The organism is Micromonospora sp. NPDC023966, assembly GCF_040639095.1.
Lineage (GTDB): Bacteria > Actinomycetota > Actinomycetes > Mycobacteriales > Micromonosporaceae > Micromonospora.
Map to the genome: position 1 here is coordinate 99,837 of NZ_JBEZZJ010000016.1, position 14,119 is coordinate 113,955.

The 14,119-nt window shown below is 70.9% G+C and carries 10 protein-coding genes; 2 read left to right on the forward strand and 8 right to left on the reverse strand.

Features of this window, described 5'->3' with window-relative positions:
* Window positions 1–81 precede the first annotated feature (81 nt).
* From AB0F68_RS21200 to AB0F68_RS21225, 6 genes are all read right to left on the reverse strand, one after another.
* Window positions 82–1,809, reverse strand: a complete 1,728-nt coding sequence (locus AB0F68_RS21200) for an FAD-binding protein (protein ID WP_357340979.1) — start codon at window positions 1,807–1,809, stop codon at window positions 82–84.
* Window positions 1,806–2,513 carry a VIT1/CCC1 transporter family protein gene (locus AB0F68_RS21205; RefSeq protein WP_357340982.1) on the reverse strand — a complete coding sequence of 236 codons (708 nt, stop codon included), beginning with the start codon at window positions 2,511–2,513 and terminating at the stop codon, window positions 1,806–1,808. The genes AB0F68_RS21200 and AB0F68_RS21205 overlap by 4 nt, the downstream gene beginning before the upstream one ends.
* A 231-nt stretch (window positions 2,514–2,744) precedes the next feature.
* Complete coding sequence (locus AB0F68_RS21210; RefSeq protein ID WP_357340984.1) at window positions 2,745–3,761, reverse strand: MBL fold metallo-hydrolase; 1,017 nt, start codon at window positions 3,759–3,761, stop codon at window positions 2,745–2,747.
* Window positions 3,762–4,010: 249 nt separating this feature from the next.
* A complete protein-coding gene (gene wrbA, locus AB0F68_RS21215; protein ID WP_357340988.1) occupies window positions 4,011–4,616 on the reverse strand; it encodes an NAD(P)H:quinone oxidoreductase in 606 nt (201 codons plus the stop codon).
* A gap of 158 nt (window positions 4,617–4,774) precedes the next feature.
* On the reverse strand, window positions 4,775–5,239 hold the full coding sequence (locus AB0F68_RS21220; RefSeq protein WP_357340991.1) for a nuclear transport factor 2 family protein: 465 nt from the start codon (window positions 5,237–5,239) through the stop codon (window positions 4,775–4,777).
* A 183-nt stretch (window positions 5,240–5,422) separates the two neighbouring features.
* The gene (locus tag AB0F68_RS21225) at window positions 5,423–6,325 is read right to left on the reverse strand and encodes a LysR family transcriptional regulator (RefSeq protein ID WP_357340994.1); all 903 of its coding nucleotides are present in this window, start codon (window positions 6,323–6,325) and stop codon (window positions 5,423–5,425) included.
* Window positions 6,326–6,427: 102 nt separating this feature from the next.
* Here AB0F68_RS21225 and AB0F68_RS21230 point away from each other — a divergent pair, with 102 nt between their 5' ends.
* The gene (locus AB0F68_RS21230; protein WP_357340997.1) at window positions 6,428–7,261 is read left to right on the forward strand and encodes an oxidoreductase; all 834 of its coding nucleotides are present in this window, start codon (window positions 6,428–6,430) and stop codon (window positions 7,259–7,261) included.
* A 76-nt stretch (window positions 7,262–7,337) separates the two neighbouring features.
* Here AB0F68_RS21230 and AB0F68_RS21235 read toward each other — a convergent pair whose 3' ends face one another.
* Complete coding sequence (locus tag AB0F68_RS21235; protein ID WP_357341000.1) at window positions 7,338–8,159, reverse strand: alpha/beta hydrolase; 822 nt, start codon at window positions 8,157–8,159, stop codon at window positions 7,338–7,340.
* Between the two features lie 331 nt (window positions 8,160–8,490).
* Complete coding sequence (locus AB0F68_RS21240) at window positions 8,491–12,579, reverse strand: carboxypeptidase regulatory-like domain-containing protein (RefSeq protein ID WP_357341003.1); 4,089 nt, start codon at window positions 12,577–12,579, stop codon at window positions 8,491–8,493.
* A 380-nt stretch (window positions 12,580–12,959) separates the two neighbouring features.
* Here AB0F68_RS21240 and AB0F68_RS21245 point away from each other — a divergent pair, with 380 nt between their 5' ends.
* Entirely contained in the window at window positions 12,960–13,958 is a 999-nt protein-coding gene (locus AB0F68_RS21245; RefSeq protein ID WP_357341006.1) for a hypothetical protein, read from the forward strand.
* Window positions 13,959–14,119 lie beyond the last annotated feature (161 nt).

A 14,119-nucleotide genomic window follows, 5' to 3' on the forward strand; every position in this document is an offset into this window, starting at 1 on the left:
GGTCCATCAACCCAAGAGGCACCCGAATACCGAACCGGCCCCCGCTCCGTCGTGGCAGCGGGGGCCGGCTCGGTCGGGTGGTCAGGAGGCGGCGGACAGGGCACGGACGAGGGCGGGTACGGCCTCCTGCCAGGTCGCGACGATCCCGACGTCCGCGGCGTCGAACACCGGCGCGTCCGGATCCGGGTTGATCGCCAGGATGGTTCCCGACCCGGTGACGCCGGCCAGGTGGTGCGGGCGGCCGGAGAGTCCGATGGCGACGTAGAGCCGAGGCCGGACGCTGCGCCCGGTCGCCCCGATCTGCCGGCTGCGTGGCAGCACACCTGCGTCGGTCAGCTTGCGGGTGCCGGCCAGCTGCGCGTCGAGCACCTTCAGCAGTGGCCCGAGCGCGGCGTGGTCGGCGGCGGCGACGCCCCGACCGACACCCACCACCACCTCGGCGCGACTGAGCGCGGCCCAGTCGTCCAGCGTGCGGCGCGCCGTCTCGGCGACGTCGAGCGGACTCTCCGGTACACGCCACGGCCGTTCCACGGCGGACCGGTGAGCTCGCGGGCTGAGCAGCGGCAGCACGCCGGACCGTACCGTGACCACGGTCGGCGTCGTCCGGCTGACGATCTCCAGCAGACCCTGCCCGCTGAACCCGCACACCTGCGCGCGCACGGTCGAGCCGACCTGGCCGACGTCGATGGCGTCAGCGATGAGTCCGGCGCCGGTCGCCGCCGCGTACCGGCCGGCCACCTCCCGGCCCCAGGCCGTCGCGGGCACCAGCACTACGGCCGCGGACCCCAGGGTGGCGAGGCCGGCGGCGGTGGCGGCCGGACCCGGAGCGGAACCGGCCCAACGGCGCACGATGTCCGCCCCCTGTCCGGCGAGGAGGGTCGCGGACGGTCCGGGTCCGCACAGGGCGTGCACCTCACCGCCGATGCGCGCGCCGAGCCCGAGGAGTTCGGCAAGGCTGTCGTGGTACGGGTCGGACAGCACGTGGACGATCGGCCCGGCGGCGCCACGCGACGAGACCACGCGGGTGGCCGCACTCGGACCGGCCCGCAGGGCACCCGCGTCGCCCAGCAGCGCGACAGCGGCGGCGGCCTGTTCCTCAACCGGGCCGCGGAGCACCTTGCGCCAGCGGGTCGGGGTGACCAGCCGGACCGGACCCACCGAGGTCGGACTCGCGGCCGCGGGTAGGGCTCCCGGCAGAGCGGACAGGTCCCGGGTCGTCACCGCGGTGGGCGGGTAGCCGGGCGCCTTGGCCGGGTCGCAGAGCCGCTCGGCGACGGCGATCACGACGGGGGGCCGGACCCGTACCTCGACGAGCTGGTGGTCCTGCTCACAGCCCGCCTCGAACCCGTCCCCGGTCATCCGGAGGGTGCGGGCCGCGCCGGTGAACGGCCAACCCAGTAGGCCGGCGACCAGTTGGCCGAGCTGCCCGGTCTCGGCGTCCACCGAACTGTGTCCGACGAGTACCACGTCGAACGGCCCCTCGGCACGCAGCGCAGCGGTCAACGCGGCAGCGGTGACCTGCAGATCCGCCCCGGCGAGGGCCGGATCGCTGACCAGTACCCCGTGGTCGGCGCCCCAGGCGATCGCCTCGGCGAGCACCTCGCCCGCCGCCGGTGGGCCCATGGTCAGGACCGTGCAGCTGCCGCCGGTCTCCCGGGCCAGGATCACGCCCTGGGCGATAGCCCGTCGGCAGAACGGGTTGATCTCCGCCGGTCCGTCCCGCCGGACCCGGCCGTCATCCGTCATCGCCACGATGCCGCCTGCGGGAACCTGCTTGGCCAGGACGGCGATGCGCAGGCCGCGGATCATGCGAGGTTGGCGCCGATGAGGTGACCGATCCCGTACGTGACGGCGGCGGCCGCGGCGGCGAGCCCCAGCTGTCGCAGCCCGCCGAACCACGCGGGCACTTCCGTCATCCTGGCGACACCGGCCCCGGCCAGGAACAGGGCGACGCCGGTGAACGCCAGGGCCGCGGCGAGGTTTCCGAAGCCGAGCAGGAACGGCAGCATCGGCACCAGCGCTCCGAGCGAGAACGCGGCGAACGACGATCCGGCGGCCACCCACGGCGACGGCAGATCGTCCGGGTCCACCCCCATCTCCTCCCGCACGTGGACGCGCCACACCTGCCGGGGGTCACCGGACAACTGGTCGGCTACCTGCCGTGCCAGGGTCTCGTCGAGCCCTCGGGCGACGTAGATGGCGGCCAGTTCGGCGCGCTCCTCGTCCGGGTGCAGTTCGAGTTCCCGGCGCTCGCGCGCGATCTCGGCCCTGGTGAGCTCGGTCTGCGACGCGACGGACGTGTATTCGCCGCTGGCCATGGAGCAGGCGCCGGCGACCAGGCCGGCGAATCCGGTGAGGACGATCGTCCGGGTGGAGCCGCCGCCGCCGGCCACGCCGGCGATCAGGGCCGCGTTGGAAACCAGGCCGTCCATGATTCCGAACACGGCCGGCCGCAGCCAGCCTCCCGTCACGTCCCGGTGGTGCTGGTGGAATTCGACGCTCGCGACTGTCATCTCGCCCCCTGTGCTGTAGTGGAGACTACGTTAGTGGCGAGATGCTGTGGTGTCTACGACGGCTTGCCCTGACCATCGTCACGCCAAGGTCTTGGGTATCCATCGATTTCGGCGCAGACTCGATGATCCCGGTCATTGCCTGTCCATCCCGCCAAGCCGTCCAGGCTCGGCGCCGGGCCAGACCCGTTACACCCTTACTCGAACAGTCCGCCGCTCGGCACGAACAGGTGGTTACGAACGGACGCCGAAGGGGCCCAGGAGTCCGCCGTCGATCCGCTGGGACTCCAGCAGTGCGTAGGCGTTGTCGACGGTGAAGACATCGGCGGCGGCCAGGATGCCGGTGTACTTGGCGACCACCGGCTCAGCCGCCTGGCGGGCGACGGCGTCGAGGTAGGTCTTGAAGATCGCCCACGAGTTGCCGCTCGGTCCGTACTTCTGGAAGTAGGGCGTGGGGTCCAGCGTCGCCGAGGCGTTGCGGACCGCTGCGTCGAGGTCGGCCATGTACTGCTTCTGGATGTCGCCGTCGGCACGGACACCGAGGCGTCCGAGGTGGCCGCCGACCAGGGTCTGCCACGGGTACTCCATCGCCACGTCGTGCGCCTTCACCCAGGCGGGAATGTCCTGGGAGACGGCGAGGTTCTTGAACGGCACCCATCCCGGGTAGAGCACGTCCACGACCATGAGAGTTCTCTGCGCGGGTGCGTAGACGAAGATGTTGTCGGGCGAGTGGTTCGGACCGTGGTGGGCGAGTTCCAGCCGCTCACCACCCACGTTCAGAACGTATCGGTGGTCGAACGTCTCCGTCGGCACCGGCCTGTTGGGGTCCCGGTCGAGGCGGAGCAGTCGGCGGGTCTCCGAATGCCCGATGCGCACCACGTCCTTGCCCAGGATGGCCGAGGCGCCGATGTGGTCGGCGTGCGAGTGCGAGTAGACCAGGTGCGTGACCTTGCTGGGCATCCCGTTCGTCTTGGTGACGTCGTCGATGGCCCGCAGCAGGTTGTGTCCGATCGTGGGCGGTGCGTCGACGAGCACGACGCCTTCCGGGGTGGTCAGGAACATCGCCTGGTAAAAGGCGTCGGTCACCCAGTAGAGATTTCCCCGGATCCGGCCGACGTAGTACCCGGCGGCGTTCAGCGCCGGCCCGATCGAGGCTGCGGGCACCGGCGCGTACTCCGGCAGCGTGTCCGCCGCGCTCGCGCTGCCGGGAACCGCCAGACCTCCGCTGAGGAGTCCCGTCGCCGCGGGCACAGCAGCAATCACCGCCCCTTTCAGTACGGTTCGCCGCGTGGTGGATTCGGAGCGTTTAGGCATGGTCGTCATGACACGTCCTTTCGGTAAGAGGGAGCACCGCCACCTTTTGGGGACGTGGCCTGGTCGGAGTACGGCGGGTCACGCTGCGACCACCGGCCGGACCGGGCCGGAGGCCTTGACCCGCAGGGTTGTCCGATTTCGGGTAAACCGGAAATCGGACAACCCACGGGCAATCGGCGCGGCTCGTCAGGCGTTGAGCTTGCTGGCGATGTTCACGACCCGCTCGGCCATGTGGTCGAGGGCGGCGAGTTGGGCGTCACCCAGGGGGGCGTCATTGCTTCCGCCGGTGACGTGCGAGACGCCGTACGGGTTGCCGTCGGTGAACTTCAGCGGGTCGGTGTAGCCGGGGGCGACGACCAGGCCGCCAAAGTGGTGGATCGTGTTGTAGAGCGCCAGGAGCGTTGATTCCTGGCCGCCGTGGGCGGTCATGGACGCGGTGAAGCCGGCGTACACCTTGTTGGCCAGCAGTCCCTGTGCCCACTGCGGACCGAGGGTGTCGATGAACTGCTTGAGCTGGCTGGCGACGTTGCCGTAGCGCGTGGGGGTGCCGAACAGCACCGCGTCGGCCCAGACGATGTCGTCGGCGTTCGCCTTCGGCTCGTTCTTCGTGGCGTCGAAGTGCTGGCTCCAGGCGGCGTTGGAGGCGATGGCCTCCTCGGGAGCAAGTTCCGCAACCTGACGCAGCCGCACCTCCGCGCCGGCCTTCGCGCCGGCCTCGGCGAGCCGCTTGGCCATGGCGTGGATGGTGCCGGTGGAGGAGTAGTAGATGACGGCGAGCTTGGCCTGTGCCATCGGAGGCATCCTTTCATCACGATAGTTGCCAGCGATAAATTTGCGCTGTCAACAATCATGATAGTAGCAACGGCCCCGAGGGGTCGCACCGCCCCGGGCTCGACAGCCCAGTCAGGGAACGCCTGGCGGGTCTGGCTGCGTGCTGACTCCGTCGACCCTCAGGGCGTCGAGTTTCGGCGATCGATCCAGTCGGTGATGAGCTGGCGTTCGGCGAAGAACCACCGATCGTCCTGCCGGACGAAGGTGTCGTAGTACCGGATCGACATGACCATCAGGCTGCGCTGTCCCTCCTCGGTCCAGAGGTGGTGCGCCAGGCAGTAGGTCTCTCCGGTGGCGCGGTCCCCGTCGATGGTGACCGTGCTCTGACCGTTGAAGTGGGTCGTCTTGTCGTAGTTCTGGAGCGCGCCGAAGGCCGCGGCCAGTTCGTCCCGACCGATCAGGACCTGCGTCGGCTCGGTCGTGTCGGGCTCGCCGCCGTACACGGCGACGCGGGCGTCGGCGGTGAAGAGTGCGGCCTGTCCCTGAGCGTCGCGGCGGTCCGCGAGGCGGGCGTAGGCGTCGACCAGTTCGCGGAGGGCTGCCCGGTCGGTGGCCTGCTCGGGGGAAGGGTTGGGGTTGCTCATGGTGGTTCCTCGTTCTTCGCGGGACGTGATCCCGTTCCGTATTGGCAACGACGATACTGGTCCAGACCGGTCTGAACCGGCCAACACTGATTACCTGCCACGGCGGTAGCCGCAGCCTGTGGCCCCTTGGTGTTTCGTGCCGGTACCCCGCGGGCCGGCCGGTGTTCGGTCGATCGGTCGGACTCAGCCGGTGGTGGTGAGGTCCATCGTGGCGGCCAGCTCGGTCACCACGTCCGTTACGCGGCGCAGCGCGGTCGAGGGGTTGTCGGCCAGCCAGATCATTTCGGTGGTGGCGAATTCCCCGGCCAACGGTACGAACACCACACCGGTACGGCGCAGGTTGTGCGCCGACCAGCCGAGCCGCGTGATCCCGACACCGGCCGCGACCAGGCCGAGCAGCCCTTGAACGCTGGCGTCCCGGGCGACGATGTCGGGGGTGAACCCGGCGGCGCGGAAGTTTTCCTCGAACGTCTGGTGCCAGGGTTCCCAGGAACTGCGCGGGGTCATGACCCACCGCTCGTCTGCCAGCTCGGACAGGGTCAGCTCGGTGCGGTCGGCGAGCGGATGCCCCTCGGGCAGGACGGCGCACACCTTTTCGGTGGCGATCGTCCGTGCCGCCAGGCCCGGGACCTGTGGCGGTCGGGTGAACGCGAGGTCGTACCGGCCGCTGAGCACGCCTTCGACCAGCGGGGCGATGGTGGTCTCCTCGGTGATCAGCTCAAGGCCGGGGAGGCGTTCCCGGGCGGCCCGGACCACCGGCGGCAGCAGGTGGTTCGTGGTGGTGGCCAGGAACGCTACGCGGAGCCGGCCCGTCTCGCCACGCACGGCCCGCTGGACCACGGCGACGGCCTCGTCGGCGCGGTCCAGCACTGCGCGTGCCTCGGGCAGGAACAGTGCGCCGGTTTCGGTGAGTCTGGTACCCCGGCTGTCCCGGTCGAACAGTTTCGCGCGGAGGATCCGTTCCAGCGCGTTGATCTGCTGGGAGAGCGACTGTTGCGTGATCATCAGCCGGTTGGCGGCCCGGGTGAAGCTCGACTCCTCGGCAACGGCGACGAAGTACCGGAGCTGCCGAAGATCGGGGGTCACAGGCCGAGACTACCGCCGTGGCAGGTAACCGGTGTTGGTCGCGCCAGATGCCCGCCAGCAGCATTGTTCCTGTTCACGACGACACGTAACGGGAGCCGAAAGATGCAGGACAACACGCAGGGCCGGGTCTGGTTGATCACCGGCTGTTCCTCCGGCTTCGGCCGGGAACTGGCGCTGGCGGCGGTGGCCGCCGGCGACCGGGTAATGGCCACTGCTCGCCGGCCGGAGGCCCTGGCCGACCTGGCGGAGCAGGACGGGATCGGCACGACGGCGCTGGACGTCACCGATCCGGTCTCGATTGACGCCGCGGTACAGGCCACGCTGGCTGCCTACGGCCGGATCGACGTCCTGGTCAACAACGCCGGTTCGTTGGTCCTCGGCGCGGTGGAGGAGGTCACCATGGCGGAACTGCGCCAGCAGATGGAGGTGGTCTTCTTTGGCGCGGCCGAGGTCACCAAGGCGGTCCTGCCGCTGATGCGCGAGCAGGGCAGCGGGACCATCGTGCAGATGAGCTCGCTGGGTGGACAGAAGACGTACCCGGGATTCGGGGCCTACCACGCCGCCAAGTGGGCCCTCGAAGGGCTGTCCGAGACGCTGGCGACGGAGCTGGCGCCGCTGGGCGTACGGGTGCTGATCGTGGAACCGGGCGCGTTCCGTACCGAGTTCAACAACAACAAGTACGTCACCGAGCAGACGGCGGCGTACCAGGACACGGCCGGGGCGACCCGCCGCTTGACCCACGAGTTGTCGGGCGTGGAGCCGAACGACCCGGTGAAGGGTGCGGCGGCGATCCTGAAGGTGCTGGACAGTGACCGCCTGCCGTTGCGGCTCCTGCTCGGTGGTGACGCGGTGGACGGGCTGCGCGAGCACCACGAGGCACTGCTGGCCGAGGTGGCGGCCTGGGAAGAGATCAGCCGCTCGACGGCGATCGCCTGACATCTTCGTCTTGTGAGCGAGTCGTCGGGGGAGTAGCAGAGGCCGGCTCGGGAGCCGGCGGCGATATCGCCTCGGGTCAACTCCTCAGGAACGCGAGCAGATCGTTGTTGACCTGGTCCTGGAGCGTGGACGTGATGCCGTGCGGCGCGCCCGGGTAGTAGATGTCCTTCGCGTTCGCGATGAGCTGGGCGGTCTTCTTCGCCGAGTCCTTGACCGGGACGATCTGGTCGTCCTCGCCGTGCATCACCAGCGTGGGGATGTCGAACTTGGCGAGATCGTCGCGGAAGTCCGTCTCGGAGAAGGCCTTGATGCTCTCGTACGCGTTCAACAGGCCGGCCTGCATGCTCCACAGCCAGAACTGGTCGAGGATCCCCTTCGAGACCCTCGCCCCCTGCCGGTTGGCACCGTAGAACATCTGCGCCAGGTCCTGGTAGAACTGCGATCGGTCCTTCATCAGGTTGGCGCGCATCTCGTCGAAGACGGCGATGGGCAGGCCCTCGGGGTTGTCCGGCGTCTGCACCATGATCGGCGGCACGGCGGAGATGAGAACGGCTTTGGCGACCCGTCCCGTTCCGTGGCGGCCGATGTAGCGCGCCACCTCTCCACCGCCGGTCGAGTGCCCGATCAGTGTGGCGTCGGTGAGGTCGAGGGCCTCGATGACCGCCGCGAGGTCGTCGGCGTAGCCGTTCATGTCGTTGCCGCTGGAGGCCTGGCTCGACCGGCCGTGACCACGGCGGTCGTGCGCGACGACCCGGAAACCGTTCTGCACCAGGAAGAGCATCTGCCCGTCCCACGCATCCGCGTTCAGCGGCCAGCCGTGGGAGAAGGTGACAGCCGGGCCGGCACCCCAGTCCTTGTAATAGATCTCGGTGCCGTCCTTGGCGTTGATGTAGCTCATGCCGGTGTCCTTCCGACTCGTTACGGGCGGCGTGCCGGCCGGGGCCGGTGCCGCGGAACCGACGAGATGTTGCGAGAGGGCGCAGCAGCAGCGTGCGCCCGCAATGCCGGTTTTACCCGATGTTAGAGGTCAGTGCGTGAACCACGCGGCCGGTCGGGTGAACGTGAGGATGACCCACGAGCAGGGCAAGCGATCTTGCTGCGCGCCGGCGCCGGGCCCGCCGCCAGGTTCCGGTCTCGGAGGGCTTGGCTGAGGCCCGCGGGCTCCCGGGCGCCCCCAACGGGTACGGGCCGGCCCCCGCCGAAGCGTTGGCCGGCCCGTACTCTCGGGCTCAGCAGCCGGCTGGCTGCAGGACGACCTCGGTGTTGACCGTGCCACCGGACCGCACCTTGACCGTCCTCGTCAGACTGTTGAATCCGTCCTTCGAGAAGACCAGCGTGATCGGGCTGTCCCGCTGGTCGGCCCAGACCGACCAGTGGCCGGCGTCGTCGGTCCACAAGGTGGTAGTGGAGTGTTTCGTCCGGAGCGTGACGGTGGCGCGCGACAGCGGCGCGGCCGGACCGGTGCACCCTGCCCCGCTGACCGTGCCGCTCAGCCGGCCCCAACTCTTCGGCGGATCGACGTGCATCGTGACCTGTAGTGGTGCGGGCTGCGCGGGGCCGTCGACCCGGACCGCCAGCGCGGCCGTGTAGTCCCCCGGCTGGTCCACGGTTGACGCGTCGCCGGCGTCCAGCGTGAGCGTCACGGTCCTGCTCTTTCCAGCGTCAAGAGTAAAGGCGCTGCTGCTCGCGGAGAGCCACGGCACGTCGCCGGACGGCCCGCAGATGTCGTATCCCGGCAGTTCCTGGGTGCTCGCCGTGGCCTCGAAATGTTGCCGTGCCCCGCCGACCCGGTAGATGCCACACGCGGCAGCGCCGCGGTAGAACGGCGCGGGCGCGTTCGGCAGGGCGTGCCAGCCGGCCGCCACCGGGTCGTACGCGTGCCCCTCGTTGGTGATGGCCGACGTCGGGCCCGTGCCACCGGCAACGCCGCCGCTCATCAACAGCTGCCCGTTGGCGACCGTCGACGCCGCGCCCCACCAACCGGTCGGCAGGTCCGCGACGCGACTCCACGCGTCCGTGCGCGGCTCGTACGAGTAGGCGGCGGCCGACCCGTCGCCGGTTTCGAGGTCGAGACCCCCGGCGCAGACGACCCGTCCGGCCAGTCCGCCGCAGGACATGAACGCCTCCCTCGCCGGGTAGTCCGCCCGCTGGCTCCACCGGTCGCGTACCGGGTCGTAGGCGAAGACGGTGGTGGTGGCGGGCAGGCAGTCGCCCACGGTGCAACCGGACACGACGTACAGCAGGCCGTCGAGTACGGCACTGCCGGCCGCGGCGCGCGGTGCGGGCAGCGGCGCGCCGCGCGTCCACACGCCTGTCGCCGGGTCGTAGATCTGCACCTCGGTGACCGCGTCCAGCGGGCCCCAGCCGCCGACGACGACGAGCCAGCCGGAGAGGAACGCCGCCGCCGGTCGCTGCACGGGCACCGGCAGCTTCGGCAGTGCCGACCACAGCAGCCGGACCGGGTCGTAGACGTACCCCCTCGCCGTGGGCCCGTACCCGTCGGGCGTGCCACCGACGACGTAGACCTTGCCGTCGTCGCCGCGGGCCATGGCGTGGTCCATGATCGGGCCGCCCGGGTAGTCGGCCAGCGGCGTCCAGGCCGGAGCGTCCGACGCCGCCGAGGCGGTCGTCGGGGAGGTGACGGTCGGCAAGGCGGCTGCCCACTGCCCGGCCGGGGCGCGCCGGCCGCCGGCGGCGCCGCCGCCGGGGACACGGCGCGCGGGAACCGCCGCGGCGGCGGCCGGTCCGCCGGCCGGGCTGAAGCCGCCGGGCTGTTCCACGAGGGAGACGTGCGCCGGCGCTGACCCGGAGTTCGTGACGGTGAACGTCGCCTGCGCGCTCTTGCCGAGCCGCACGCTACGCGTCACGGTCGCGGGGCTGATGGTCAGCGCTGCGGCGGCCAGCGAGAAGTCGGCCCTGGTGACGGCGTCGGCTGCGACGTGCACCGATCGGGTGAGGCTGATCCGGTTGCGCGCCGACGCGGTGAATCCCTGGTCACCGTCGCCGGGCGCGAACAGGGCGAAGTAGCCGTCGCCGATGCTGTCGTCGTCGGGCGTGGCCACCGACCTGGTCTGCGCGTCCGGGTGGGCGAGCGCTGTGACGGTGGCCCCGTCGACGCCGTCGCCGGTGTTCGCGTCGAGGACTCGTCCGGCGACGATCCCGCCGGCCACCGGGTCACAGGTGCGCTCGCCGACGTACACGTCGTCGAGTTCCCAGTAGCGGGCGAACTGCCCCTCGTAGTGGAACCGCACCAGCACCCCGCGGTGGTGGGCGGCCTGCGGGATCGGCAGGGCCAGCGGCCCGTTGATGATGGCCAGCCCGTCCTGCTTCCAGATCGTCGACCAGGTGGCGCCGCCGTCGATGGAGAAGCCCACGTCGGCCGACTGCGTCGGCAGGTACCCGACGAAGCGGGTGCGCAGCCCGACGACGGGATGGTCGACGCCGGTCAGGTCGACCGGCGGTGTGGTGAGGGTGGTGTCCTTGCGGTCCTGGAACTGGGTGTCGATGAGGGCGAAGTTCCCGCTGCCCGTCGTCTCGTTGGTGCGCGGGATCACCCGGCCCCGGTCGAACTCCCATCCGCCGTCTTCGGTCGCGTCGTCGACCCGCCAGCCGGCCGGCACGCCGGTGGAGTCGAACGGCTCGGCGGGCAGCCCGGCGTAGTTGTGGTGGTAGCCGGCGGTCGCGCAGGTCTCGTCGTCCACGGGCACCGCGAGGTCCCGGCCGACGTCGGCGGCGTCGACGGTGACCTGCGCGTCGGCGGTGCGGTATCCGGCCGCCTCGGCCTGCACGCGCAGGGTCAGGGCGGACTGTACCGGCACCCGCATGTGGTAGCGGCCAGTGAACGGATCGGTGCGCACGGCCGGCAACGGCGTCCCGGGTGCGGACACCGTGGCGTACAGCGGCCAGCCGTGCCCGGAACCGTCGGTCACCGTGCCGGACAGCGTGACCAGCGGCTGTGCCTGCAGCGACACATCCACCGTGGACGTCTGCCCGTCGGTGACGTCAGCGGTACGGGTCGCGGCGGCGTAGCCGAACGCGGCGACCGCCACGGTGAACGTGCCGACGGGTTCGGTGACGTCGAACCGCCCGGCGGCGTCGGTGGTGGCGGTGACGGCGTGACCACCGCCGCTCACCGTGACGGTGGCGTTCGCGACCGGCCCGTGGCTGGTCGCGTCGGTCACGGTGCCGGCGACATGACCGTGGGGGCCGGGTGCCCTGAAGGCGGAGACACCGTTCGGGGTGCCGAGGCCCGTCGGGCCGTCGAATCCCTCGCCGGCGGTGCAGAGGTACGTCGCCGGCTGGTCGCAGGTGCCGTTCCGGCCCACCGTGATGTCGTTGAGTCCGCCGGCCGACGCCGCGTAGGGGTACCAGTTCGATGCGTCGCCGGCCGGCACCTGGCCGGCGAGGGCGTACACGCCGGCGATGATCGGGGCCGCCAGGCTCGTGCCGCCGTACTGCGCCCAGCCGTAACCGCCGAAGGTCTGGTAGACGGCCAGACCGTTGAGCGGGTCGGCGAGGGCGGACACGTCGGCGACGGTGCGGCCGTGGCATCCGGGGTCGGCCTGGAAGAACGGCTTCGGTTCCACCGCGGAACATCCGCTGCCGGGTGCGCCGGCGTAGTTGTCCCACACCTGCTCGGTCCAGCCGCGGCCCGTGGTGTCGTCACGGGTGAGCGACGTGCCGCCGACGGCCGTCACGTGCGGCGACGAGGCGGGATAGGACATGCCGTACCCGTAGTCGCCGGAGGACGCGACGATCGCCACCCCGGGGTGCCGGTAGTGCTTCTCGTTGGCGGAGATCATGTCGGCGTCCTCAGGACCGCCGTAGGAGATCGACACCACCTGCGCGCCACTGGCGACGGCCCGGTCGACGGCCTGGCCCAGGTCGTCAGCCGAGTTGCTGTCGGCCTCGACCAACAGGATGTGGCAGCGTGGGCACACCGCCGACACGGCGTCGAGGTCGAGTGAGATCTCCCCGGCCCACGATTCGTCCGGTACGGGGTAGTCGTGGCCGCCCCGCTGGTCGATCTTCGTGAAGCAGCCGTTGTCGGTGGTGCACGGGGGCAGGCCCCAGTGCTCCCGATAGACCGCGAGGTCGGCCTCGGCTGTCGGGCCGTCGAAGGCGTCCACGATCGCGACAGTGATGCCGTCACCCGCCACGGCGGGCAGGCGGTACGCCGAGGCGAGGTCGGCGGGCCCGTACCCGTAGACCGTCTCGGCGGGGCTGGCCTGCCTGGACGTCGTCGACGGCGACGGTTGCGCCGAGGCCGTCGGCGGGGTACGGCGGATCGAATGACACTGTGCGTACCCCGCTCGCACGGGCCCGGTGCACAGCCGCTCGGTCCTCCACTCGCCGGAGCCGCCAGGGCCCGTCGCGGTGGTGGCGAAACCTGTGGATGCCGTGGTCACCGGAGCCGCCTGGGCCACGCCCACGGCACCGGTAAGGCTCTGGGTGACCACTGTGCTGACGACTGTGGCAGTCACCGCGAGCGCGCGTAACAGACGACGCGACATGATTGCTCCTCCTCGATCGTGCCGGCACCGAGGGTCACGGAGGTCACGCGTCGTCACGTGGCGGGATTTCACATGGTCCGTGGACCAGACACACCGGCGGCGAGACGATAACAGCGGGATGACGCGCAACGGTGCCTGATTCGGCCAGGTGCCCGTTCCGGACACAAGGGCCTATGCTCGCGGCTGTGACGGACAACGGTGAGCGGGCGGGGTGGGACCTGGTCGGGCTGTCCGACCTGGACCAACAGGTGTACCGGCGGCTCCTGCTCGACCCCAGGGCCGACGTCGACTCACATGGCGACGCGCTGGAGTGTTCCACCGCGCAGGTACGCGCCGCGCTGGACCGGCTGGTCTCGTTGGGCCTGGTACGCCACGACACCTGGACCGACGGCCGTTACCAGGCGGTGGACCCCCTCGCCGGTGTCGCCGCGCTGGTGCGGGAACGCCGACATGCGCTGGACCGGCTCGAGACCGCGTCGTACGAGCTGTCCCGGGTGTTCGCCGCCGGACTGATGCGCACCGAACCGCGACGGCTGTTCGAGGTGGTCGAGGGGCGCGCGGCGACCGCGAGCCGCATCCACGACCTGCTCGGATCGGCGAGGACGGAGGTGGTCGGGATCGACACCCCGCCGTACGTGGCCCCGAACAGCACGCCCATCAGCGACGCCGAACTCGGTCTGCTGCGCCGAGGCGTCCGGTTCCGCGCGCTCTACGCCAGCCAGGTCCTCGACGAACCGGCGCTGGTCGCCCGCATCCAGTGGATGGTCGACATCGGCGAGGAGGCCCGGACCCTGCCACAGGTACCCATGAAGCTGTTGGTGGTCGACCGCGAGACCGCCGTGGTGCTCCTCGCCGGCGAAGAGACCGCGCCGGAGACCCTTTCTGTCGTGGCGGCGCGTTCGGCGCTGACCGACGGTCTTCAGGCCATCTTCGAGCAACTGTGGTCGCACGCCAGCCCCGTCCGGTTCGGGTCGGGCCACCACGGCTCCACGGTGGCGCGCGACGCCGACACCAGCGAACTCGTCGACCTGCTCAACGCGGGGATGAAGGACGAGTCGATCGCCCGCCACCTCGGGGTGAGCCCACGGACGGTCCGCCGCCGGATCGCCGCGCTGCTCGACGAGCTCGACGCCACCGGCCGGTTCCAGGCCGGTGTCCGCGCGGTCCAGCGCGGCCTGCTCTGAGTTCGAGAGGCGGAGCAGAACCGACTGAGGCGGCCACGACGACAAGCCCGGCCGACCGCCCCAGGAGCCTGGCTACCCCGCGTTGATCATCAGCAGCCCAGATCCGCGCAGCTGAGGTTCGCCGCGGGCACCACGTCGGCACGCCGGGCGCTACCGTGACC